Source organism: Micromonospora sp. NPDC047521, assembly GCF_055587305.1.
The window spans coordinates 94,451-115,882 of the sequence record NZ_JBVJGN010000015.1; the positions used below are offsets into that span (position 1 = coordinate 94,451).

Genomic DNA, 21,432 nt, shown 5'->3' on the forward strand with positions numbered 1-21,432 from the left:
GGTTTCGGGTGGGTGGGGATGTGCCGGCGGCGCGGGTCTCGAACCCGCGCCGCCGGCAGTTCGGTTCGGTCAGGTGGCCGTCAGAGTGCCGCGCACTGGGTGGTGCGGGGGCCCTGCACGGTGTTGGCGACGCCCAGGTTGGTCGGGGCGGGGCTGTTTGCCCTGCAGTTGAGCGGGCCGCGGATGGTGTTTCCGGCCAGCAGGGGTGCGTCGGTGCCTGTGGTGTTGCCGGTCAGGCTGACCGGGCCGGCGATGGTGACGTCGATGAGGGAGACCGCGTCGGTGGTGTTGGCGATGTGGACGGGGCCGTTGACGGTGCTGTCGGCGAGTAGGACGCCGGCGGCGGCGTTGGCGGTGACCGGGCCGCTGATGGTGGTGCCGGTCGTGACGAGTGCCGCGCCGGCGCGGACGGTGACGGGGCCGTTGATGGTGGCGTCGGCGGCGCAGGTGAAGCCGGTGACGGCGAGTGGTCCGTTGCGTCGGCCGGTGAGGGTCGGGTAGACGCGTTCGCCGTCGGTCAGCTTCTCCACGCCCATCGGATCGAGCAGCAGCGGGATGAGGCCGCGTTCGGGCTGGTTGAGGGGGACGTAGTAGCCGTCCGTGGTCGTGATGACCTTCCAGCCGTGGGCGGCGATGCGCTGGGCGACTGTGGTGCCGACGCCTGCGGGTCCGTCGGTGCGCGGGCCGTTGTACTGGGCTTCGGTGAGGTTGTAGGCGCACGGCGCGTTGTCGAGGATCAGGTTGGCCGGGGGCGCGTCCAGGGGCGGCGGGCTGTCGCCCGGGTGGGGTGCGGGGTGGGCGGGGATGGGTCGGGAGCCGCGGAAGACGAGGTGGCCGGTGTTGGCGGCCTGGATCTCGATGGCTTCGGCGCGGGAGGTGAGGATGTCGGCGCGGTCGGCGCGGTGGTAGTCGAGGAACTGCTGGAAGGTCCAGAGGGCGGAGTAGGTCTTGCGGCGCCGGTTGTTGGCGGTGTTGCCCTCGTCGGGTCGGGTCTGGCCGCCGGAGCTGCGCAGTTCCAGCAGGGAGTTGGTGACGTTCTTGAGGCCGAGGGTGTTGCGCAGGATGGTTTCCTCGCTGAGGCCGACGTTGCCGCCGCCTTCGCAGCCGTAGGGGCAGGGCCACCAGCCGGCTTCGGCGCCCTTGGCGTACATGTGGCCTTCGATCATGTCCTGGGACTGGTCGAAGATGGGTTGGGCGACGTTCTGGTGCCGGGGCGGCAGCATGGGCAGGTCGCCGGCGCGGGAGTTGCCGAACTCGTGGCCGTCGTAGCCGGCGACGGGTCGGTAGTCGCGGACCATTTTGATGTACGCGGCGGTCTCGGGTTGGCGGATCAGGGAGTAGTCGCGGTTGAGGTCCTGGCCTGTGGAGTTGCCGCGGGTGTTGTTGGCGCGGCCGTCTCCGTTGATGGTGGGGACGATCAGGACCGTGGTGCGGCTGAGCAGGTCGGTGATGCGGGGGTCGGTGCTGAAGGCGAGTTGGCGGGCCATGATGAGGCAGGCTTCGCGGTCGCCGGGTTCGTTGCCGTGCACGTTGCAGTTGATGGCCACGGGTGCGGTGGCGGCGACGGCCTCGGGGGTGGTGGCCGGGGTGGGGTGTCCGATGACCAGCATGTTGATGGGTCGGTTCTGGACGGTGCGGCCGAGTTCGACGACGCGTACGCGGTCGCTGAGGGCGTCGATGGCGGCGGTGTAGGCGTACTCGTCGGTGTCGCTCGTGTATTGCGCGGCGTGGGTGGTCTCCCACTGGGTGCGCAGCTGTTGGCCGGGGGTGTCGGGGTTGCCCCAGGGTGCGGTGGTGGTGCCGGTGACGGGGTCGGAGTAGGGCTGTTCGGTGGTGTCGGTGCGGGCGCGTACGCGCCACTGGAAGCTGTCGCCGGGGTTGAAGCCTGCGTCGGCGAAGGTGGGGGCCTGCTGGTTGATCTGGCGGTTGGGGCGCCAGATGCCGACGATTGTGGGTGCGCCGGTGGGGGTGCCGTTGGTGTCGACGGCTGTGCGTTCGATCTGGTAGTCGGTGGCGCCGTCGACGGGTGTCCAGGCGAGGGTGGCGTAGCCGTCGGCCTGGCGGACGGTGAGGTTGGTGACCTGGTTCGGTGCTGCGGCGCTCTGGGCGTTGGCGGGGGTGGGTGCGGCGGTGAGGGTGACGCTGAGGAGTGTGGACACGGCGAGCAGGGTGGTTCGCTGGCGTCTCATGTGGCCTCCGACGGGGTCGATCGTGGCGCGTGTCGACCAGCATGATCGTCGGAGTTCGTCGATGCAATGATCTTGAGGGAATCTTGCGGCTTGGCGCGGGAGGCGTCGGTCAGCCGAGGTCGACCAGCAGGGGGCGGTGGTCGGAGATGGTCGACAGCGGCGCGGTGACGGCCCGTACGGGTGGGAGTTGCGTGAGGGCGTGCCGGTCGGCCAGGACGTGGTCGAGTTGGACGCGGGGTTGCCCGGCGGGGTAGGTGGGGCGGCGACCCAGGGGGTGCCAGCCGGAGATGAGTCGGGCCGGGCCGGCGGGCAGGTTGAGGTCGCCGAGCAGGACGCGGGGTGCGGGAAGCGCGCGCAGGGCGCGGATGGTCTGGCGGAGTTGGCAAACGTTCCAGCCGGGGACGAACGACAGGTGCGTCGCGGCGACGGTCAGCGGGCCGTGGGGGGTGTCCAGGACGGCGGCGAGGACGACGCGGGGTTCGTCGTGCAGGAGGATGAGGCCGCCACGGGGGCCGGGGACGTAGACCGGGGAGCGTACGGGCGCCGGTTTGAGTCGGGTGACCTGCCAGCTGCGCACCGGGTAGCGGCTGATCAGGCCGATGCCGTAGCAGGGTTCGCCGTGGCCGTCGTCGTCGTGGCGCAGAGGGCGGAACTGTTCGCCGGGGGTGCCGACGACTGCGGCCGCGAAGCGGTGGTGGGGTGCGTCGAGGGCTGCAGCGGCGATGGTGGTGAGGTCGAGTTTGCCGCTGCGGTGCTGGTCGCGGTCGACCTCCTGAAGGGCGAGCACGTCGGCGTCGAGGGCGCCGACGGCGGCGGCGAGGCGGTCGGAGTTGACGAGCCCGTCGGTGAGGGATCGTCCGTGCAGCATGTTGAAGGTGGCCAGGCGCACTCCTGCACCCTACGTCCCCGTGGCAGGGTTGCTGGGTGGTCAAAGTGTTGCTGTGTTCCGTGCTGGTGTTCGTGGCGGTTGGCGCGTTGGGGGTGTGGTTGCGGCGTACGCGGGGTCGCTGAGGGGTGAGGCTTGCCACTGTCGGGCTGCTCGGGCGGGTCGGGTGGGGAGAATTGCCGCCCGTGGACGCCGTTTCGCTTAGTACTCTGCTGGCCGCCGCCGCGATGGCGGGTTGGGTCGATGCCGTGGTCGGCGGTGGTGGTCTGCTGTTGTTGCCGGCGTTGCTGGTGGCTGCGCCGGGGTTGCCGGTGGCCACGGCGTTGGGTACGAACAAGTTGGCGGCGATCTTCGGGACGTCGACGGCGGCGGTGACGTACGCGCGGCGCACGAAGGTCGACTGGCGGGTGGCCGGGCCGGCGGCGGGGTTGGCGGTGCTCAGCGCGGGGGTGGGTGCGGCGCTGGCCGGGGCGGTGCCGGCGTCGGCGTACCGGCCGGTGGTGCTTGTGGTCCTGGTGGCGGTGGCGGTGTTCGTGCTGCTGCGTCCCCGGCTGGGTGTGGTGGCGGTGCCGGCGAGGCGGACTCCGGTGCGGGTGGCGGCGGTGGTCGCGGTGGCCGGGGTGGGTATCGCCCTGTACGACGGGCTGATCGGTCCGGGCACCGGCACGTTCCTGGTGTTGGCGTTCACCGCGCTGGTGGGTGCGGACTTCGTGCACGGTTCGGCGATGGCGAAGGTCGTCAACGCGGGCACGAACCTGGGTGCGCTCGTGGTGTTCGGGGTGACCGGGCACGTGTGGTGGTTGCTGGGCGCGGGCATGGCGGTGTGCAACATCGCGGGCGCGGTGCTGGGGGCGCGGATGGCGTTGCGGCGCGGGTCGGGGTTCGTGCGGGTGGTGCTGCTGGTGGTGGTCGTGGCGTTGGTGGCGAAGCTCGGCCACGACCAGTGGGTGGCCCGCTGATGGCGGTGCGCGCCGAGCACGACCGGGCGGTCCTGGCGGGGTTGCTGGGGCGTGATCCGGTGCTGCACGCCTACCAGTTGGGTGACCTGGACGATTTCTTCTGGCCGTACACCTCGTGGTTTCGTCGGGGTGAGCAGGTCGCGTTGCTGTACCACGGGGTGGATCCGCCGACGCTGCTTGCGTTCGCGGCACCGGCGGACACGGCGGCGTTGGGGGCGTTGCTGGCCGACCTTGCGCCGGTGCTGCCGGCCCGGTTGTACGCGCACCTCTCCCCCGGGCTGTCCGACGTCCTGGGCGGGTCGTTCCGGTTGGAGTCCAGTGGCCGGCACCACCGGATGGCGTTGACCGATCCGGCCCGGTTGTCGGCGGTGCGTCCGCAGGGTGTGGTGCTCGGGGCGGCGGACCTGCCGGGGCTGCGGCGCCTGTACGCGCGGGCGTACCCGGGGAACTGGTTCGACGAGCGGATGCTGGAGACCGGGCAGTACGTGGGGGTCCGCGAGGGCGGTGAGCTGGTTGCGGTGGCCGGGGTGCACGTGTTCTCGCAGGCGTACCGGGTGGCGGCTCTGGGCAACGTCACGACGCACCCGCGCTGGCGGGGTCGGGGTCTGGGCGCGGGGGTGGTGGCGGCGTTGTGCGCGCGTCTGCGCGAGAGCGTCACGCACGTGACGTTGAACGTGAAGGCGGACAACGCGGCGGCGGTGCGGCTGTACGAGCGGGTGGGGTTCACCAGGTTCGCCGACTACGACGAGTGGACGTTGACGGCGCGGTAGCGGGTCAGCGGCGGCGGCTGGGTGAGTCGAAGCGGCCGGCGCGGATCTCGCGCAGGGCCCGGCGGCGGGTGTCGCCGTGCAGGGTGTCGACGTAGAGGGTGCCGCGCAGGTGGTCGGTCTCGTGTTGCAGGGCGCGGGCGAGGAAGCCGCTGCCGGTGATGCTGAGTGGTTCGCCGTTCTGGTCGACGCCGTGGGCGGTGGCGTGCAGGGCGCGGGTGGTCGGGAAGTACAGCCCGGGGATGGACAGGCAGCCCTCCTCGTCGTCCTGGAGGTCGTCGGACAGCTCCAGGGTGGGGTTGATGAGGTGGCCGCGGTGCCCGTCGGCGTCGTAGACGAACACCTGGGCGCTGACGCCGATCTGCGGTGCGGCGACGCCGGCGCGGCCGGGCTCGCCGAGCAGGGTGTCCATCAGGTCGGTGACCAGGGCGCGCAGCTCGGCGTCGAAGGTGGTGACCGGCTCGCATTCGGTGCGCAGGACGGGGTCGCCGATGATCCGGATGGGCCGCATGGTCATGGGGGTCAGCGTATCGCCGGGGGCGCGGGGGTCAGCGTCCGGCCAGGGTGGCGCGGACGGGGGCGGTTTTCGCGGCGGCTTCGGCGACCTCGGCGTGCGCGTCGCTGTCCCAGGTGATGCCGCCGCCTGCCCAGGTGTGCAGTTTCTCGCCGTCGGCGGCGGCGGTGCGGATGGTCAGGCCGAGGTCCACGTGGTCGGGGGCGACCCAGCCGAGCGCGCCCATGCTGGCGCCGCGGCCGACGGGTTCGAGGGCGGCGATCTGGCGCAGCGCGGCGAGTTTCGGCGCGCCGGTCACGGATCCGCCGGGGCAGGTGGCGCGCAGCAGGTCGGCCAGGCCGAGGCCGTCGGCGACGGCGGCGCTGACCGTCGATTCGGCCTGCCACAGGTCGCACCAGCGGCGTACGGCGAACAGCTCGTCGACGGTGACGGTGCCGGTGCGGGCGATGCGGGCCAGGTCGTTGCGTTCCAGGTCGACGATCATGATGTGTTCGGCGCGTTCCTTGGCGCTGGCGAGCAGTTCGGCGCGGCCGGCGGCGGTGGCGGGGCGGGTGCCCTTGATGGGGCGGGTGGTCAGGGTGCCGTCGCGGACCTCGATGAGGGTTTCCGGGGAGGCGCAGCCGATGGCCCAGTCGTCGCCGGTGAGCACGCCGCCGTAGCGGGCGCCGGGCAGCGCGCCGAGGCGGCGCAGGGCGGGCAGCGGGTCGCCGGTGTAGCGGGCGGTGGCGTGCCCGACGAGGTTGCTCTGGTAGACGTCGCCACGGCCGATGGCGGCGCGGACGGCGTCGACGGCGGCGGCGTGCTGCCCGGGGGTCCAGCTCTCGGTCCACGGGCCGAGCCACCAGGGCGTCGCCACGGGGGCCGGGGTCCTGCGGGTGGGGCCGTGGTGGTAGACGACGACGGCGAGGTCGGGCAGGGTCGGCGCGGGTTCGGGCGTCGTGGTGGGTGCGCCGGCCAGGTGCGCCCCGGCGGCGGCGGAGAGGTACAGGGCGGCGCCGCAGACGCGTACGCCGTGCGGCGCGGGTCGGGCCAGGTCGTGCAGGTCCAGGCCGTGCGCGGCGAGGAACTCCTCGGCGAGCGCGGCGGGGTCACCGCCGTCGGCGCGGCGCCAGTGCAGGCGCGCCGACTCGACGAGCGAGTCGCGGCAACCGGCTGGTGCCGCGGGGACATCGACCAACACCTGTGGGAGCGTTTCCACGCCGTATGGCCCGACCTTCCTCATCCGTTCAGTGGATTTCCCGTACGCCAAGCCGACACCTGCTCGATGCTGGACGCTTTCGCTTGGTACTGTGCGTCACTGGTCATGTGAACCATGACACAGTGCCCCCACAGTCCGGAGAACCCGATGTGCCAGCACCAACCGACCTGCCCCTCCGCCGCAGCGACCGACCGCGAAGCCGCCCGCGTCCTCGCCTGCTTTCCTGAACAGGGCTGGAGCCTGCTCTGCAACGGTGTCATCGTCTTCGAGGACACAGGTGAGCTTCTGCCCGACGGCAGCAGCATCGCCCCGCACCGCGGTCCCGCCCGTCACGCCCTCGTGGCCTGATCCACCACTGAGCGTCACCGTCTAGCCGCCGTCGACAGGGCTCGTCCAGGTCGCAGCGGCTGCCGGGGCGGCCCATCCCGCCCGCCCCGGCACGCCCGCCGCTTCTCAGTCCTCGAACGCCTCCGGCGACGGGCACGAGCAGATCAGGTTCCGGTCGCCGTACGCGCCGTCGATGCGCCGCACCGGCGGCCAGTACTTCCCCGCCCGATCGGTCCCGCCCGGGTACGCGCCCACCGACCGCGGGTACGGGTGCGGCCACTCGTCACCGCTGACCATCGCCGCGGTGTGCGGCGCGTTCGCCAGGGGGTTGTCCCCCGCCGGCCACTCCCCGGCTCCCACCTTGTCGATCTCCGCCCGGATGGCGATCATCGCGTCGCAGAACCGGTCCAGCTCGGCCAGGTCCTCACTCTCGGTCGGCTCCACCATCAGCGTCCCCGCCACCGGGAACGACATCGTCGGCGCGTGGAAGCCGTAGTCGATCAGCCGCTTGGCCACGTCGTCGACACTCACGCCGGTCGCCTTCGTCAACTGCCGCAGGTCGAGGATGCACTCGTGCGCCACCAGGCCCTTGTTGCCGGCGTACAGCACCGGGAAGTGCCCCCGCAGGCGCGCCGCCACGTAGTTCGCCGCGAGCACGGCCACCCCTGTCGCCCGGGTCAGCCCCTGGGCGCCCATCATCCGCAGGTACGCCCACGGGATCGGCAGGATGCCCGCCGACCCGTACTTCGCCGCCGAGATCGCCGGGGTGGCGTCGGCGTGCGCGCCCAGCGGGTCACCGGGCAGGAACGGCGCCAGGTGCGCGCGGACCGCTACCGGCCCGACGCCGGGGCCACCGCCGCCGTGCGGGATGCAGAACGTCTTGTGCAGGTTCAGGTGCGACACGTCCGCGCCGAACTTGCCGGGCTTGGCGAACCCGACCAGGGCGTTGAGGTTCGCCCCGTCGACGTACACCTGCCCGCCGGCGTCGTGGACCTTCGCGCACAGCGACGCGATGCCCGTCTCGTACACGCCGTGCGTCGACGGGTACGTCACCATGATCGCAGCGAGCGCGTCGCGGTGCTTGTCGATCTTCGCGTCGAGGTCGACGAGGTCGACGTTGCCGTCGTCGTCGCAGGCCACCACGACGACCCGCATGCCGGCCATCACCGCCGACGCCGCGTTGGTGCCGTGCGCCGACGACGGGATCAGGCACACGTCGCGGTGCGACTCACCCCGCGACGCGTGGTACGAGTGGATGGCCAGCAGCCCGGCCAGCTCGCCCTGCGACCCGGCGTTGGGCTGCACGCTCACCGCGTCGTAGCCGGTCACCTCGGCCAGCCACGACTCCAGCTGACCGATCATCTCCCGGTACCCGACGGTCTGGGCGTCCGGCGCGAACGGGTGGATGTGTGCGAACTCCGCCCAGCTGATCGGCTCCATCTCGGTGGTGGCGTTGAGCTTCATCGTGCACGACCCGAGCGGGATCATGCCCCGGTCCAGGGCGTAGTCGAAGTCCGACAGCCGCCGCAGGTAGCGCAGCATCGCCGTCTCCGAGTGGTGGCTGCGGAACACCGGGTGGGTCAGGAAGTCCGAGGCCCGGGCCAGGTCGACCGGCAGGGCCGCGTCGACGTCACCGTCGAACGCGTCCACGCCGAACGCCTCCCACACCTCGCGCAGGTGCGCGTCGGTGGTCGTCTCGTCGCAGGACATCCCGACCCGGTCGGCGTCGACCAGCCGCAGGTTCACGCCCCGCTGCGCGGCCGCCGCGACCACCTCGGCGGCCCGGCCCGGCACGTGGGCGGTGACGGTGTCGAAGAACGCGACGTCCGCGACGTCCACGCCACCGGCGCGCAACCCGGCCGCGAGCCGCGCCGCCATGTCATGGGTACGCGCCGCGATGTCGCGCAGCCCGTCCGGACCGTGGTAGACGGCGTACATGCCGGCCATCACGGCGAGCAGCACCTGCGCGGTGCAGATGTTGCTCGTCGCCTTCTCCCGCCGGATGTGCTGCTCGCGGGTCTGCAACGCCAGCCGGTACGCCGGGTTGCCGTCCGCGTCGCGGGACACCCCGACCAGGCGCCCGGGCAGCATCCGCTCCAGGCCCGAACGCACCGCCAGGTAACCGGCGTGCGGCCCACCGAAGCCCATGGGTACGCCGAAGCGCTGGGTGGTGCCGGCGGCGATGTCCGCGCCGATCTCCCCCGGTGCGCGCAGCAGCGTCAACGCCAGCAGGTCCGCCGCGACGGTGACCAGCGCGCCGACGGCGTGCGCCGCCTCGACCAGGCGCGCGTGGTCGCGGACCGCCCCGGACGCCCCCGGGTACTGCAGGTGCAGGCCGAAGAACTCCGCCGGCAGCTCGTCACGCTCGACGTCGACGACGCGCACGTCGATGCCGAGCGGCTCGGCCCGGCTGGTGATCACCGCGATGGTCTGCGGCAGTGCGTCGGCGTCGACGACGTACACCAGGCTCTTGCTCTTGGAGGCCCGCCGCGCCAGGGTCATGGCCTCGGCCGCGGCGGTGCCCTCGTCGAGCATCGAGGCGTTCGCGGTGGCCAGGCCGGTCAGGTCGGTGACCATGGTCTGGAAGTTCAGCAGCGCCTCCAGGCGGCCCTGGCTGATCTCCGGCTGGTACGGCGTGTACGCCGTGTACCAGGCCGGGTCCTCCAGCACGTTGCGGCGGATCACCGCCGGGGTGTGCGTGCCGTGGTAGCCCAGGCCGATCATGGAGACGGCGACGGTGTTGCGGGCCGCCAGGGCCCGCAGCTCGGCGATCGCCTCGGCCTCGGTGGCCGGATCGGGCAGGTCCAGGGTGCCGTGCCAGCGGATCACCTCGGGGATCGCGGCGTCCATCAGCTCGTCGATCGAGTCGTGCCCGACGACCTCCAGCATGCGGCGCTCGTCGTCCGGTCCGGGACCGATGTGACGGGTGGCGAACTGCTCTACGCTCATTGGCGGCACTCCCGGGCGAGGTCGACGTGTCGGCCTCCCCCTCTGTCGCACCGCACAGGGTGCTCCACAGTGCCTGCCCACGAGGTCCTTTTGCCTGAGAGGTTCCGGGGAGGATTTGCCCCTTCGGCGCCGCCCCGGGTGCTGTCGGGCGGTCTCTCCCACGTGGGTGCTACCGGCATGGTCAACGCTACCAGCGCCGGTGTTTCCGGCAGATGTCCTACCCCCGGGTGGCTGTCACACGGGCGCGGGCGCGCCGCCGGTGACCCGCTCGGCCAGAGCCGGCAGCAGCGACCCCAGCGGCGCGTCGACGCATACCGTGGCGTACCCGTCACCACGGGTCGGCCCCTGGTTGACGATCGCCACCGGAATGTCGCGTTTCGCCGCGTGAATCACGAACCGGCGGCCCGACATCACCGTCAACGACGAGCCGAGCACCAGCACCGTGCGGGCCTGCTCCACCAGTGCGAAGCACCGCGCCACCCGCGGCGGCGGCACCGTCTCACCGAAGAACACCACGTCGGGTTTCAGCATGCCGGTGCCGCAGATCCCGCAGTCCACCGGCCGGAACGCCGCCACCTGTTCATCGGGGAGATCAACGTCACCGTCCGGGTTGACCGCCGCGACGCGGGCCACGAAGTCCGGGTTGGCCTCGCGCAGCCGCCGGTCCACCTCCTCGCGGGAGGTCAGGTTGCCGCAGTCCAGGCAGGTCACCTCGTCCAGGCGGCCGTGCAACTCGACGACCGACCCGCTGCCGGCCGCGCCGTGCAACCCGTCGACGTTCTGGGTGATCACCGCGTCGACCAGGCCGGCCTGTTGCAGCCGCGCCACCGCCCGGTGCCCGTCGTTCGGCGCCGCCCGGGCGATCAACCGCCACCCCAGGTGGCTGCGCGCCCAGTACCGCCGCCGGGCGAGAGGATCACGGGTGAACGCCTGGAACGTCATGGGGGTGTGGCGGCGGGCCACTCCACTGGGCCCCCGGTAGTCAGGGATGCCCGACTCGGTGGACAGGCCAGCCCCGCTGAGCACCACCACTCCACCGCCGGCCACCAGCGAGATCAACGCGTCCAGACTCTCCGTCACCCTTTCATGCTGCCTCAACGCGCCCGGCGGCGGCGAACTGCTACACCGCGGCGACGTCGGCGACGACGCAGGCGATGTTGTCAGGCGCCCCCGCCTGCGTCGCCAGGGCGATCAGCTCCCGCACCGTGCGCGCCGGGTCGGTCGCCGCGCCAAGCGTCCCGGCGAGGGCGGCCCGGTCGACGACCGCGGACAACCCGTCGGAGCACAGCAGGTACCGGTCACCGGGCAGTGCCGTGCGCAGCGCGAGATCCGCCTCGACGCGCGGGCCGCCGCCCAGAGCGCGTACCAGCACCGCGCGCCGCGGATGCGCCTGCGCCTCGTCCCGGCCGAGCCTGCCCTGATCGACCTGGGCCTGCACCCAGGTGTGGTCCTGGGTGAGCAGCGACAGCTCACCGCCGCGCAGCAGGTACGCCCGGGTGTCACCGATGTGCACGAGCGCCAACTGCGAACCGCTGCGCAGCAGCGCGGTCAGCGTGGTGGCCGGCTGATGCTCGTCGGTAGCCAGGGCGCGCACTGTGGCGTCGGCGTCGGTCACCGCCCCGGCCAGCATCGCCAGCAGCTCGGCCGCCGGCACGTCGGTCAGCTCCAACGCCCGCAGCGCGTCGATGGCGGCGGCGCTGGCGGCAGCGCCACCAGGCCCTCGCACACCGTCGGCGACGGCGAGCAACCGCTCACCGGCGTACGCGGCGTCCTCGTTGCTGTCGCGCACCACGCCGACGTCGCAGCCGGCGGCGCAGCGCACCACGAGAGTGTGATTCGAACCAGACACGGTGGTACCCCCTTGGGACAGGTGATCCACGAGGAAGGCGGCGACCCGCGCCCGGGCCGCGGTGTCGACGGTGACCTGCCGCCAGTACGCGGTGATCACCTCCGCGGCCGCCGCGGGCTCCAGCGCGCACACGGTGCGGACCGTCGCCAGCGGCATCCCGATGCGACGCAGCCGCGCCACCAGACGGGCCAGCGGCACCTGCTCCCGGTCGTAGAGCCGGTATCCGGACTCCGGATCGACAGCGGCCGGCCGCAGCACCCCCACCTGGTCGTACAGGCGCAACGCCTTGGGCGTCAGCCCCGCCGCCCGGGCGAACGCCCCGATGGTCAACAACCCCATGTCGGCATCCTCCTCGTGCCGGTTACGGCGACCGGCACGACCCAGAGTGGGGGTTGCCCAAAGGTCAAGGTCAAGCCGGCGACCCCGACCACCGGTAGGTTGGGACGCATGCGCACCGTCATCGCCGGAGGCCACGGCAAGATCGCCCTGCTGCTGGAACGCCACCTCGCCGAGCGCGGTGACACCGCCGTCGGACTGATCCGCAACCCCGCCCAGGCCGACGCGCTGCGCGCCGCCGGCGCCACACCAGTCGTCTGCGACCTGGAACACAGCGACGTCACCGACCTCGCCGCGCACCTCGCCGACGCCGACGCGGTGATCTTCGCCGCCGGCGCGGGCCCCGGCAGCGGCGCCGCCCGCAAGGACACCGTCGACCGGGGCGCCGCCGCGCTGCTCGCCGACGCCGCCACCCACGCCGGTGTCCGCCGCTACCTGCTGGTCTCCTCGATGGGTGTGGACGACCCGCCGGCCGCGGGCACCGACGAGGTGTGGGCGGCGTACCTGCTCGCCAAACGGGCCGCCGAGGACGACCTGCGCGCCCGCGACCTGGACTGGACGGTCCTGCGACCCGGGCGGCTCACCGACGACGCGCCCACCGGGCTCGTCACCCTCACCCGCCACGCCGGGCGTGGTGCGGTCACCCGCGCCGACGTCGCCCACGTCCTCGCCGCGCTGCTCGACGAGCCACGCACCGCCGGCGCGACACTGGAACTCGTCAACGGGCCCACGCCGATCGCCGACGCCGTACGCGCCGCCGCCGGCTGACCCTTCTCACCAGGGCAGCTGTCCTGCCTCGTCCTGCAGGGTGCCGGTCGGACCTGTCGCGTCGAGGGTGGCCAGACGGACGACGACCCGGGCGCTCTCCTCGACCGGCCGGCCGATGCCGAAGGCGGCGGTCATGTCGGTGGCGGTGGGGCCCGGCTCGACGGCGTTGAACCTGATGCCCGGCTGCGACTTGGCGTACTGCACCGTCAACATGGTGGCCGCCGCCTTCGACGCCGCGTACAACGCGAGCGGCAGATGGAACTCCGGCCGCTCGGGGTTGGTCACCGCCCAGAACGATCCGGCGCTGCTGGAGACGGTGACGACCGTGGGGTTCGCGGACCTGCGCAGCAATGGCAGCGCCGCCTCCGTGACCCGCACGATGCCCACCGCGTTCGTGTCGAAGGACCGCAGCGCAGCGGGACCGTCCAGCGCCGTCTCCAGGACCCCGGCGTTGTGCACCAGGACGTCGAGACGACCCTCGTCGACGTCGATCGTCGCCAGTGCGCCGCTGACCGAGGCGTCGTCGGTCACGTCGAGCTGGACGAACCGGGCCCCGAGCTCGGCGGCGGCCTTCCTGCCGCGTTCGGCGTCCCGCGCGCCGACGTAGACCTGGTGCCCCAGCCGCAGCAGCTGCCGGGCGGTCTCGTACCCGATGCCCTTGTTGGCTCCGGTGATCAGTGTGACGGTCATGGCTCCCCCTTCGGAACGCGTGGCCCGCACGGGCCGTCGTGAACGGTAGGAGCGGCACACCGGCCCACCCAGAGCCCTGTTCAGCCTGGGGTGCGACAGGACCCCCTCGAACCGGCGCGCGCAGAGCTACCGTCGCTTGCATGAGCGAGTCGACGAACGCCCTCGGGGCCTACCTGCGGGCCCGCCGCGAGCTGGTGACCGCGCAGCAGGCGGGCATCCCCGACGTCGGTGTGCGACGCGTGCCGGGGCTGCGGCGCGAGGAGGTCGCCATGCTCGCCGGCATCAGCGCCGACTACTACCTGCGGCTCGAACGCGGCCGCGACCGCAACCCCTCGGTCCAGGTGCTCGAGTCGATCGCCCGCGTGCTGCACCTCGACGACGACCACTTCGCCCACCTGCTGACCCTCGTCGCCCAGGCCCCCCGGCGGCGCAGGCGCCGACCGCGCAGGCAGACACCACCGGCAGGAGCGTTGAAGCTCCTGCACAGCCTCGCGCAGCCCGCCTTCATCGAGGACCGCTACTTCGACATCCTGGCCGTGAACCGCCTGGCCACGGCCCTCTCACCCGGCCTCGCCGTCGGCCGTAACCAGATGCGTGACCTCTTCCTGGACCCGGCCGAGCAGGCGCTGCACCCGGAATGGGAGAACGTGACGGAGTGCTTCGTGGCGAACCTGCGCCAGGCCGTGGGAACCGACGTCGACGACCCCCGCTTCATCGAACTGACAGGCGAGTTGTCGCTGGCGAGCCCGCGGTTCCGACAGCTCTGGGCCCGGCACGAGGTGCGCGGACAGCGCGGGACCCCACTTCGGTTCGATCACCCGCAGGTCGGCGAGATGACCCTCAACCGGGAGCGACTGACGATCAACGGCGCCGACGACCTCATGCTGATCGTCTACCACCCGGACGCCGGCTCCAGCGACGCGGACAAGCTGGCCCTGCTCGCCTCCGCCGCGCTGCCCACCTCAGACACCAAGGACCAGGAGGCCGCCCGCACGCCCCGCCGGTGACCAGGCCGACCCTCCCGCCGACCGGAAGCGGGGTGGGACCCGCCCGACGGCGGACCCCACCCCGACAGTCACCGCTGGTGGTGCCGCGGCAACGCCGCCTGCCCCGCCGCCGCACCCGTGGCGAACGGCGCACCGGGCGTCTCCTTCGCGATCCGATCCATCGTGCGCGCCAACTGCTCACTGCCGTCGTCGAGATGCCGCGCCGCCGCCTGCATGTGCGACACCATCATCTCCCCGAAGATCCGCAACGCCTCCCGGGTCGCCACCGTGTCGTCGAAGCTCGCACCCGCCGAACTGCGGTAATCAGCCACCGCCCGCTCGGCCTCCTGCTTCGCCTCCTCCGCCGCGGCGCGCATGTAACTGTCGTACTGCATCCGCGCGTACTCGGCGACCCGCCGCGCGTAGTCGTGCGCCTGCGCGATGATCTGCTCCGCCTCCCGCTGCGCCGCGGAGAGCAGATTCACCTCCTTCGCCGCCGGCACCTTCGCCGCGGCGTTGCCCGCGCTCGGAATCACCCCGTGCCTGTGCAACTCCACCCGGTCGGTGAGCCGCTCGTTCTCCGCCCGCAGAGTGGCGATCTGCGTCGCCAGCAGATCCAACTCGTCGGCCACCTGCACCCGGAACCGGTCCACGTCGGCGTTGTCGTAACCGCGCCGCGCGAACGGCGCCGTACCGAACTCCCACCGCCGCACCCGGTCCGCGGTCATCCGGACCTGCACCCCACCGGACACCTGCACACCGTCGTACCGACTGATCGGCGTCGCGCTCACCTGAGCCCACCTCCGGAAGTGTCACCGACGGTCGACTGATCCACCGCCGTCCGCCAAGCCGGGCCGTACCACTGCTTGCCCAACCCCTCGTGATGCACCTGACCCGGGTGGTAACCCGCCCGAGCCAACGCCTGCGCCGCGTGCGAAACCATCTCGTCCGAGCCGCACACGTACACATGCCGGGACCGCCAGTCACCGTCGGCGAGCGCCCGGTCCACCGCGTGCACGAACTCCCCCGGCCGGGCCCCGTCGGCGCCCACCACGTAGGTCACCGTCAACCACGGGTACGACGACGCCAGCTTGTCGATCGCGTCGCTGTCGTAGAACTCGCTGCGCGAGCGCGCACCCACGTACAGATCCACCCGGCGGCGTGAACCCTCCGCGGCGACCTGCTCCACCAACGCCTTCACCGGCGCCCAGCCCGTACCGGAGGCCACCAGCAGCAGATCGCTCGAACCCGCCGCCCACAACCCCAGCCGGTCCCCCACCGGCGCCGCCAGGTGGATCCGGTCCCCCACCGACGACCCGTACACCAACCGTGAGGACACCGCGCCACCCGGCGCGGCCCGCACATGCAACTCCAACGTGCCGTCCGAACGCGGCGCATTCGCCGGCGAGTAGTACCGCCACGACCGCACCGACGGATGCGACACACCGATCGACTGCCCGGCCGTGAACGGCAACAGGTACTGCGGACGCACCGTCAACACCGCCACGTCGAACGCCCGCCGCTCGTGCGCCACGATCTCCGCCACCCACCACGGCGGGTTCACCGCCTCGGCGGCCTGCGCGGCCTCAGTCATCACCTGCGCGACCAGCCCGTACGCGGCCGCCCAGTCCTGCGCCAACTCGTCGGTCCACTGCTCGGCCAGGAAATGCTGCAACGTCGCCAGCAACGCCTCACCGACGGCCGGGTAATGCTCGGCGCGCACCGCGAACTTGCGGTGATCCGCGCCGAGGTCCTGCAGGAAACCCACAAGCCGATCCACCTGGTCCACGTTGGACACGATGTGCCCCAACGCGGTCACGAGACGGTCCCGCTGCCCCGCCATGTTCGTGGGGAACATCTGCCGCGTCTCGGGATGGGCCAGGAACAACGTCGAATAGAAATAGAGCGGCACCTGATCACCGTGCTCGGCGACCAGGGACCAACTCTGCTTGAGTCGGGCCGCGTCCACGCTCAGACGCCCGGACGGTTCCCGGAGGCCACGACCTGGTCCTGCACCTCACCCAGCACCGTCTGCACGTGCGCCAGAATGTCGGCCGGCACACCCAGCTCGGTGAGCGTCGCCGTCAGGTGCTCACCCACCTTCACGTAGTGCTCCACCGGAATGTTCAGCGGCTGGTGAGCCTCGGCCAAACCACGACCGGCGTACTCGTTGGGCCCACCCAGCACCACCGTCAACATCAACGTCAGGTGCCGCCGCTGACCCACCATGTCCACAGTGGTGAAGTAACCGGCCAACTCCGGATCGGCGAGCACCCGCCCGTAGAACAGATCGACGGCCGCCTTGACCGAACTGGCACCGCCGATGCGGTCGTAGTGCGAAGCGGGAGCAGTTTCTTCGGTAACCGTCACGGTCTTTCCTTCCGAGGTGAGGGGCGCGCGGCGTCGGCGCGGAGGGGCAACGGCCCACCCGGGCGACACCGTCGTGCCACGGCGACACACCGGGGACCGTGACGGACCATAGCGTGCCGACGGCCTCGGGTCAGCGCCCCCCTATCGGGTTCCCGACAGGACGCCAGCACACACCGTCACCGCAACCGACACGGCATCCACAGTCGGCCACCAACACGGCACCCAGAGTCATCCACACAGGACACACCACCCCGGGGAATCGCGCCACGTCGGCCACGCTGACCGACAGTCACCAACCAGCGCCACAAAAAGCGGACCGCAAAAACCGGGCGAGTCCACAACCCGGAACCGGCGATCAGCCCGCCCGCCGCCGCGCCCGCCGCGCCGCCAACTCGTCACCCACCGGATCCGACTCCGGCGCCACCACGGGCTCCGCCGGACCACTCGCCGCCGGCTCCGCCGGCAGATGCGACAACGACCCCTGGATCTCCTTGAAAGCCCCACCGATCGCGATACCGAAGACACCCTGGCCACCCTGCAACAGGTCGACCACCTCCTCCGGGGACCGGCACTCGTACACAGTCGTCCCGTCGGAGATCAGCGTGATGCCGGCCAGATCCTCCACACCACGCGACCGCAGCGCCTCGATCGCCTTACGGATGTTCTGCAGGGACACCCCCGCGTCCAACAACCGCTTCACGACCTTCAACACCACCAGGTCCCGGAACGAGTACAACCGCTGCGTCCCCGAACCCGACGCGTCCCGCACGCTCGGCACCACAAGGGTCGTACGCGCCCAGTAATCCAGCTGCCGGTAACTGATGCCCACCGCGTGGCACGCCGTCACACCCCGGTAGCCCACCGAACCGTCACCCTCAACCGCCGAAGCCGGCGACGAGGCACCCGGCCCGCCCAACTGTGTACCCGGATCAGGATCCTGCGGCTCGTGCATCCGGACAACCTCCCCGTCTGTGCGGCGACGCGTCGTTTCCGGGACGCGCACCCCTCGACACGGCAACCCTATCGCCACCCTCAGGGGTTACCGCGGAGGAACCGACGCGACACGCCGCGCAGCCACCGAGAAAGATCACCAACCACGCGCCGGCGTCACCCGCCGTGGCACCGACACGCGAGCAGAACCGGTTAGCCCGCGAAGTCCTCCGGACGCACCTGCTCCAGGAACTCGCGGAACTTCTCCACCTCGTCCTCCTGCTCGTCCGGGATCACGATCCCCGCCTCGCTGAGGACCTGCTCCGCACAACGAATCGGCGCCCCGACACGCAACGCCAACGCGATCGAATCGCTCGGACGCGCCGACACCCGCACCCCATCGCCGATCAACAGATCCGCGTAGAAGACATTCTCCTTGAGCTCGGTGATCTCCACCGCCTGCAACGGCGCCTGCAACGCCGCCAACACGTCACGCAAAAGATCATGCGTCAACGGCCGGGCAGGCTTGACCCCCTGCTGCTCATAGGCGATAGCCGTGGCCTCGACCGCGCCGATCCAGATCGGCAGATAGCGGTCGCCCTCGACCTCCCTGAGCAGGACGATCGGCTGGTTGCTGGGCAGCTCCACCCGAACTCCGACCACGCTCAGCTCGCGCACCGCCGCCTCCGTGTCGTCGTCAACCTACGCACCGCGCCCTTCCCTGCACCGTACACGGACCGCGACACGGTCGTCCCATGCGCTACAGCACCACGCCCGCGCAGGAAGGGGTTACCCCGGCAAGCCTACGGCACGCTTCCGGAAAGAGATCTTTCCGCTCCGCCGCCGCCCACCGAGGCCCCCGTCACCGACCCAACGTCGACCGCAGACCCACCCGCACCAACGCCGCGTGCAACTGCTCCGACAACGCCGCCAACTCCCGCGCCGTCTCCGCAGCCCGCGCCCGCGCGGCCGGGTCACTCTGCCGCACCAACGGCGCCACCAACTGCGCGAACAAACCGACCTCCCGGTCCGCCGCCGTCCGATAACCCCGCAGATGCCGCGGCTCCAACCCGTACGCCGCCAACCCCGCAACCGCCGACGCGATGATCAACGCATCCGCGTCGTACCACCCCGGCGGATCCGGCACCAGCACGCCGAGCCGCTCCAGCTCCACCAACGTCGACTCGTCGATCCCGCTGCGCGCCACCAGATCCGCCCGGCCGAGCCGCACCTGCGACTCGGCCGGCTCCGGCGACTCACGACCCGGCACCTCACCATCGGGACCCACCGCGACCAACGCCGGCCGCGTACGCCCCGGCTGCTCACCGGACGAATCCCACTCCGCCAACTGCTCACGGATCACCCGCAACGGCAGATAGCTGTCGCGCTGCGCGGACAGCACAAACCGCAACCGCGCCACGTCGTCCCAGCTGTACTTCCGGTAACCCGCCGCCGTCCGCTGCGGCTCCACCAGACCCTCGGCCTCAAGGAACCGCAACTTCGAAATCGTCGTGTCCGGGAAATCCACCCGCAACTGACCCAGCACCTCACCGATGCTCATCAGCGGCTGGGACCGGGCCGCCCCGGGTGGCGTGGAGGCCGCAGGCTCGTTCACCCCCGGCCGGCCTCCTCCTCCGGGCGCGGACCGGCGATGAACACCACCCGGAACTTACCGATCTGGACCTCGTCACCATTGCTCAACGTGGCCGCCTCGACCCGCTCACGATTCACGTACGTGCCGTTCAGGCTGCCCACGTCCCGCACCGTGAACGTCCCACCATCACGGTGGAACTCCGCGTGCCGACGCGACACCGTCACATCGTCGAGGAAGATGTCACTGTCCGGATGCCGGCCACTCGTCGTCACATCGTGGTCCAACAGGAACCGGGCACCCGCATTCGGGCCGCGACGAACCACCAGCAGCGCCATACCCGGCGGCAACGAACCGGACATCCGGCTCGGCACCACATCGGTGTCCGGCCCCTCCAGCACTTCGTCGAGCGAACCGAGATTGAGCGTCGAAGTGACGTCGAGCGGGGGGAACTCGTCGTCTGGGCGCGTCATGGGACCACCTCACGGATCTGTTCGGTCGGCGTCGGGTAATGGCGGGTCTGGCCGCCGGGCACATGCACACCCGGCGGCTGGCTCCCCGTGCCCGGGAAGGCAATTCCGCAACGCTCAACTATTGGGTTCTCGGTCGACTGGGCGAGCCTAGCCAGCGCCGAAATGCAGGGCAACCGGACGCGCGCAGACATCACACGCACCGGATCAAGCACACTCAGCCTTCGGTGATCTTCTGGTACGCAGCCGCCGTCAGCAACCCGTCCGTCGCCGTCGGATCGTTCGGAGTGATCTCCACCAACCAACCCGCACCGTACGGATCCGTGTTGATCAGCTCCGGCGTGTCACCCAACGCCTCATTACGCGCCGCCACCGTACCGGCAACAGGCGCGTAGATCTCCGACACGCTCTTGGTCGACTCGATCTCACCCAACGAGTCACCAGCCGCGACCACCGCACCCGCCTCGGGCAACTGCACGTACACGATGTCGCCCAACGCGTCCTGCGCGAAGTGCGTGATGCCGACCCGAACCGAACCGGTGCCGTCACCCGCCACCCACTCATGCTCGGCGGTGTATCGCAGATCCTCGGGAATCACCAGACGCGTCCTTCATCCATCGTGCCCCGGACCACCCGGGCCCGGCGCGGCCGCGCCGGTCAGGAGACCGGACGGGCGTGTTCCAACTTGATCGGCGCGTGCAGCGCCGAAACCTCGGCAACCTCACGCTCCCCAAACGTCACGTTACCGCCGTCACCCCGGACCGACGCCACCACCCCACCAGGAATGTTCAACGCCGTACGCATCGTCGCCGGATCACCGATCACCGTGATCGTGAACGGACCCACCAACCGACGCCCCTCCACCACAAGCGACCCGTTCTCCCCATCCAGGAAGAACGTCGACGCGATGATCCGCACCGTCGCCCGGTCACCACCGGAGATCTGCATCGCCTCCGCGCCCGCACCGCGCAGCTCCTGCACCGCGTCCAGCACCTGGTCCGCCGAGATCCGCTTACCACCACTGGTGAACTGCACGGTCAACCCGGGCCCCACGGCCGGCAGCGTCCCCGCCAGGATGCCCAGCTCGTCCGCCCGCCGCGTCGCCTCGTCCAACGCCGCCTGACGACCCTGCTCACCCGAGGCCAACTGCCGCTGACTGTCCTCCAACGCCCGGATGTCCTGCTGCAGGCGACTCTCCCGCGCGTCCAGGTCCGACAGGATCCGCACCAGGTCCTCCTGACGCGTCGCCCCCAACGTCGGATCGGTCGACGTCGTCTTCAACTGCACCACGAGCGTGAAACCCAGCAACGCGAGCAACGCCACGATCATCACACCGGCCGTACTCAACCGGGACCGACCCGCCGGCGCCGCCGGCTCCACGACCGGCGGCGCGTCCTGCACCGGCGGCGCGTCCGAAGGGGCCGGCCCGGCCGACCGCGACACCCCGCCCAGGTCCACCGTCGCACCGTCATCGACAGGGGCCACCCCCGGCTCGTCCACCGACGGCACCGGCTCCTGCGGAGCCAACGGACTCAACTCGTCCGGATCCGGCGCATCCGGCCGTGGATCCGGCTCACCCGCCGGGCCACCCGGACGCACCGGCCCCGCCGGCTGCGGCCAGCCCGTCCCCGTCTCGGTCTGCTCGTCGCTCAT

At 71.4% G+C, this 21,432-nt stretch carries 22 protein-coding genes and 1 riboswitch; of the genes, 5 read left to right on the plus strand and 17 right to left on the minus strand.

From position 1 onward, the window contains the following. Positions 1 to 80: 80 nt before the first annotated feature. Together ACZ6N8_RS26625 and ACZ6N8_RS26630 are read right to left on the minus strand one after the other, a co-directional pair. A complete protein-coding gene (locus ACZ6N8_RS26625) occupies positions 81 to 2,189 on the minus strand; it encodes a M14 family zinc carboxypeptidase (RefSeq protein ID WP_466013228.1) in 2,109 nt (702 codons plus the stop codon). A 109-nt stretch (positions 2,190 to 2,298) separates the two neighbouring features. Further along, the gene (locus ACZ6N8_RS26630) at positions 2,299 to 3,078 is read right to left on the minus strand and encodes an endonuclease/exonuclease/phosphatase family protein (protein ID WP_466013229.1); all 780 of its coding nucleotides are present in this window, start codon (positions 3,076 to 3,078) and stop codon (positions 2,299 to 2,301) included. Between the two features lie 182 nt (positions 3,079 to 3,260). On the opposite strand from ACZ6N8_RS26630, the gene ACZ6N8_RS26635 reads away from it, so the two are divergent. Together ACZ6N8_RS26635 and ACZ6N8_RS26640 are read left to right on the plus strand one after the other, a co-directional pair. Beyond that, entirely contained in the window at positions 3,261 to 4,034 is a 774-nt protein-coding gene (locus tag ACZ6N8_RS26635; protein WP_466013230.1) for a sulfite exporter TauE/SafE family protein, read from the plus strand. After that, entirely contained in the window at positions 4,034 to 4,804 is a 771-nt protein-coding gene (locus ACZ6N8_RS26640; protein ID WP_466013231.1) for a GNAT family N-acetyltransferase, read from the plus strand. The genes ACZ6N8_RS26635 and ACZ6N8_RS26640 overlap by 1 nt, the downstream gene beginning before the upstream one ends. A gap of 4 nt (positions 4,805 to 4,808) precedes the next feature. On the opposite strand, the gene def is transcribed toward ACZ6N8_RS26640, so the two are convergent. Next, positions 4,809 to 5,318 carry a peptide deformylase gene (gene def / locus ACZ6N8_RS26645; protein ID WP_466013232.1) on the minus strand — a complete coding sequence of 170 codons (510 nt, stop codon included), beginning with the start codon at positions 5,316 to 5,318 and terminating at the stop codon, positions 4,809 to 4,811. A 31-nt stretch (positions 5,319 to 5,349) separates the two neighbouring features. Beyond that, entirely contained in the window at positions 5,350 to 6,537 is a 1,188-nt protein-coding gene (locus ACZ6N8_RS26650) for a chorismate-binding protein (protein WP_466013233.1), read from the minus strand. 123 nt (positions 6,538 to 6,660) lie between these two features. On the opposite strand from ACZ6N8_RS26650, the gene ACZ6N8_RS26655 reads away from it, so the two are divergent. Continuing rightward, entirely contained in the window at positions 6,661 to 6,861 is a 201-nt protein-coding gene (locus ACZ6N8_RS26655) for a DUF5999 family protein (RefSeq protein WP_139582101.1), read from the plus strand. Positions 6,862 to 6,966: 105 nt separating this feature from the next. Here ACZ6N8_RS26655 and gcvP read toward each other — a convergent pair whose 3' ends face one another. The 3 genes from gcvP to ACZ6N8_RS26670 form a co-directional block, all read right to left on the minus strand. Further along, a complete protein-coding gene (gcvP, locus tag ACZ6N8_RS26660) occupies positions 6,967 to 9,789 on the minus strand; it encodes an aminomethyl-transferring glycine dehydrogenase (RefSeq protein WP_466013234.1) in 2,823 nt (940 codons plus the stop codon). A gap of 72 nt (positions 9,790 to 9,861) precedes the next feature. Then, positions 9,862 to 9,960: riboswitch (glycine riboswitch) on the minus strand. Positions 9,961 to 10,023: 63 nt separating this feature from the next. Beyond that, a complete protein-coding gene (locus ACZ6N8_RS26665) occupies positions 10,024 to 10,869 on the minus strand; it encodes an NAD-dependent protein deacetylase (protein ID WP_466013235.1) in 846 nt (281 codons plus the stop codon). Between the two features lie 40 nt (positions 10,870 to 10,909). After that, positions 10,910 to 11,977 (minus strand): MerR family transcriptional regulator, encoded by a 1,068-nt coding sequence (locus ACZ6N8_RS26670; RefSeq protein WP_466013236.1) that lies wholly within the window; start codon positions 11,975 to 11,977, stop codon positions 10,910 to 10,912. Positions 11,978 to 12,085: 108 nt separating this feature from the next. Here ACZ6N8_RS26670 and ACZ6N8_RS26675 point away from each other — a divergent pair, with 108 nt between their 5' ends. After that, positions 12,086 to 12,742: an NAD(P)H-binding protein gene (locus ACZ6N8_RS26675; RefSeq protein ID WP_466013237.1), complete on the plus strand. Its 657-nt coding sequence runs from the start codon at positions 12,086 to 12,088 to the stop codon at positions 12,740 to 12,742. 6 nt (positions 12,743 to 12,748) lie between these two features. Here ACZ6N8_RS26675 and ACZ6N8_RS26680 read toward each other — a convergent pair whose 3' ends face one another. Further along, a complete protein-coding gene (locus ACZ6N8_RS26680) occupies positions 12,749 to 13,432 on the minus strand; it encodes an SDR family NAD(P)-dependent oxidoreductase (protein WP_466013238.1) in 684 nt (227 codons plus the stop codon). A gap of 140 nt (positions 13,433 to 13,572) precedes the next feature. On the opposite strand from ACZ6N8_RS26680, the gene ACZ6N8_RS26685 reads away from it, so the two are divergent. Continuing rightward, complete coding sequence (locus ACZ6N8_RS26685) at positions 13,573 to 14,439, plus strand: helix-turn-helix domain-containing protein (protein WP_466013239.1); 867 nt, start codon at positions 13,573 to 13,575, stop codon at positions 14,437 to 14,439. Positions 14,440 to 14,507: 68 nt separating this feature from the next. Here the strand turns inward: ACZ6N8_RS26685 and ACZ6N8_RS26690 are convergent, their stop codons facing one another. The 9 genes from ACZ6N8_RS26690 to ACZ6N8_RS26730 all read right to left on the minus strand — a co-directional run bounded on the left by ACZ6N8_RS26690 (position 14,508) and on the right by ACZ6N8_RS26730 (position 21,432). Beyond that, positions 14,508 to 15,209, minus strand: coding sequence for a DivIVA domain-containing protein (locus ACZ6N8_RS26690; RefSeq protein WP_466013240.1), 702 nt, complete (start codon positions 15,207 to 15,209; stop codon positions 14,508 to 14,510). Next, entirely contained in the window at positions 15,206 to 16,387 is a 1,182-nt protein-coding gene (locus tag ACZ6N8_RS26695; protein ID WP_364364939.1) for a globin domain-containing protein, read from the minus strand. The genes ACZ6N8_RS26690 and ACZ6N8_RS26695 overlap by 4 nt, the downstream gene beginning before the upstream one ends. Before the next feature lie 2 nt (positions 16,388 to 16,389). Beyond that, positions 16,390 to 16,788 carry a group I truncated hemoglobin gene (locus ACZ6N8_RS26700; RefSeq protein ID WP_466013241.1) on the minus strand — a complete coding sequence of 133 codons (399 nt, stop codon included), beginning with the start codon at positions 16,786 to 16,788 and terminating at the stop codon, positions 16,390 to 16,392. Positions 16,789 to 17,143: 355 nt separating this feature from the next. Then, positions 17,144 to 17,740, minus strand: a complete 597-nt coding sequence (locus tag ACZ6N8_RS26705; RefSeq protein WP_466013242.1) for a MerR family transcriptional regulator — start codon at positions 17,738 to 17,740, stop codon at positions 17,144 to 17,146. 191 nt (positions 17,741 to 17,931) lie between these two features. Further along, positions 17,932 to 18,396, minus strand: coding sequence for a bifunctional nuclease family protein (locus ACZ6N8_RS26710; protein ID WP_007460347.1), 465 nt, complete (start codon positions 18,394 to 18,396; stop codon positions 17,932 to 17,934). 184 nt (positions 18,397 to 18,580) lie between these two features. Then, entirely contained in the window at positions 18,581 to 19,279 is a 699-nt protein-coding gene (gene ftsR, locus ACZ6N8_RS26715) for a transcriptional regulator FtsR (RefSeq protein WP_466013266.1), read from the minus strand. A gap of 50 nt (positions 19,280 to 19,329) precedes the next feature. Further along, on the minus strand, positions 19,330 to 19,782 hold the full coding sequence (gene odhI / locus ACZ6N8_RS26720; protein ID WP_007071101.1) for an oxoglutarate dehydrogenase inhibitor Odhl: 453 nt from the start codon (positions 19,780 to 19,782) through the stop codon (positions 19,330 to 19,332). Positions 19,783 to 19,996: 214 nt separating this feature from the next. Then, the gene (gcvH, locus tag ACZ6N8_RS26725) at positions 19,997 to 20,377 is read right to left on the minus strand and encodes a glycine cleavage system protein GcvH (RefSeq protein WP_139582086.1); all 381 of its coding nucleotides are present in this window, start codon (positions 20,375 to 20,377) and stop codon (positions 19,997 to 19,999) included. A gap of 59 nt (positions 20,378 to 20,436) precedes the next feature. After that, positions 20,437 to 21,432 carry a DUF881 domain-containing protein gene (locus ACZ6N8_RS26730; protein WP_466013243.1) on the minus strand — a complete coding sequence of 332 codons (996 nt, stop codon included), beginning with the start codon at positions 21,430 to 21,432 and terminating at the stop codon, positions 20,437 to 20,439.

Bases quoted from the DNA above. Each gene is read 5' to 3' on its own strand.
- ACZ6N8_RS26625 (WP_466013228.1), bottom strand. From the start codon at position 2,189: ATGAGACGCCAGCGAACCACCCTGCTCGCCGTGTCCACACTCCTCAGC.
- gcvP (WP_466013234.1), bottom strand. From the start codon at position 9,789: ATGAGCGTAGAGCAGTTCGCCACCCGTCACATCGGTCCCGGACCGGAC.
- ACZ6N8_RS26650 (WP_466013233.1), bottom strand. From the start codon at position 6,537: ATGAGGAAGGTCGGGCCATACGGCGTGGAAACGCTCCCACAGGTGTTG.
- odhI (WP_007071101.1), bottom strand. From the start codon at position 19,782: ATGACGCGCCCAGACGACGAGTTCCCCCCGCTCGACGTCACTTCGACG.
- def (WP_466013232.1), bottom strand. From the start codon at position 5,318: ATGACCATGCGGCCCATCCGGATCATCGGCGACCCCGTCCTGCGCACC.
- ACZ6N8_RS26670 (WP_466013236.1), bottom strand. From the start codon at position 11,977: ATGGGGTTGTTGACCATCGGGGCGTTCGCCCGGGCGGCGGGGCTGACG.
- ACZ6N8_RS26680 (WP_466013238.1), bottom strand. From the start codon at position 13,432: ATGACCGTCACACTGATCACCGGAGCCAACAAGGGCATCGGGTACGAG.
- ACZ6N8_RS26640 (WP_466013231.1), top strand. From the start codon at position 4,034: ATGGCGGTGCGCGCCGAGCACGACCGGGCGGTCCTGGCGGGGTTGCTG.
- ACZ6N8_RS26685 (WP_466013239.1), top strand. From the start codon at position 13,573: ATGAGCGAGTCGACGAACGCCCTCGGGGCCTACCTGCGGGCCCGCCGC.
- ACZ6N8_RS26655 (WP_139582101.1), top strand. From the start codon at position 6,661: ATGTGCCAGCACCAACCGACCTGCCCCTCCGCCGCAGCGACCGACCGC.
- ACZ6N8_RS26730 (WP_466013243.1), bottom strand. From the start codon at position 21,432: ATGAGCGACGAGCAGACCGAGACGGGGACGGGCTGGCCGCAGCCGGCG.
- ACZ6N8_RS26675 (WP_466013237.1), top strand. From the start codon at position 12,086: ATGCGCACCGTCATCGCCGGAGGCCACGGCAAGATCGCCCTGCTGCTG.
- ACZ6N8_RS26705 (WP_466013242.1), bottom strand. From the start codon at position 17,740: ATGCACGAGCCGCAGGATCCTGATCCGGGTACACAGTTGGGCGGGCCG.
- ftsR (WP_466013266.1), bottom strand. From the start codon at position 19,279: ATGAGCATCGGTGAGGTGCTGGGTCAGTTGCGGGTGGATTTCCCGGAC.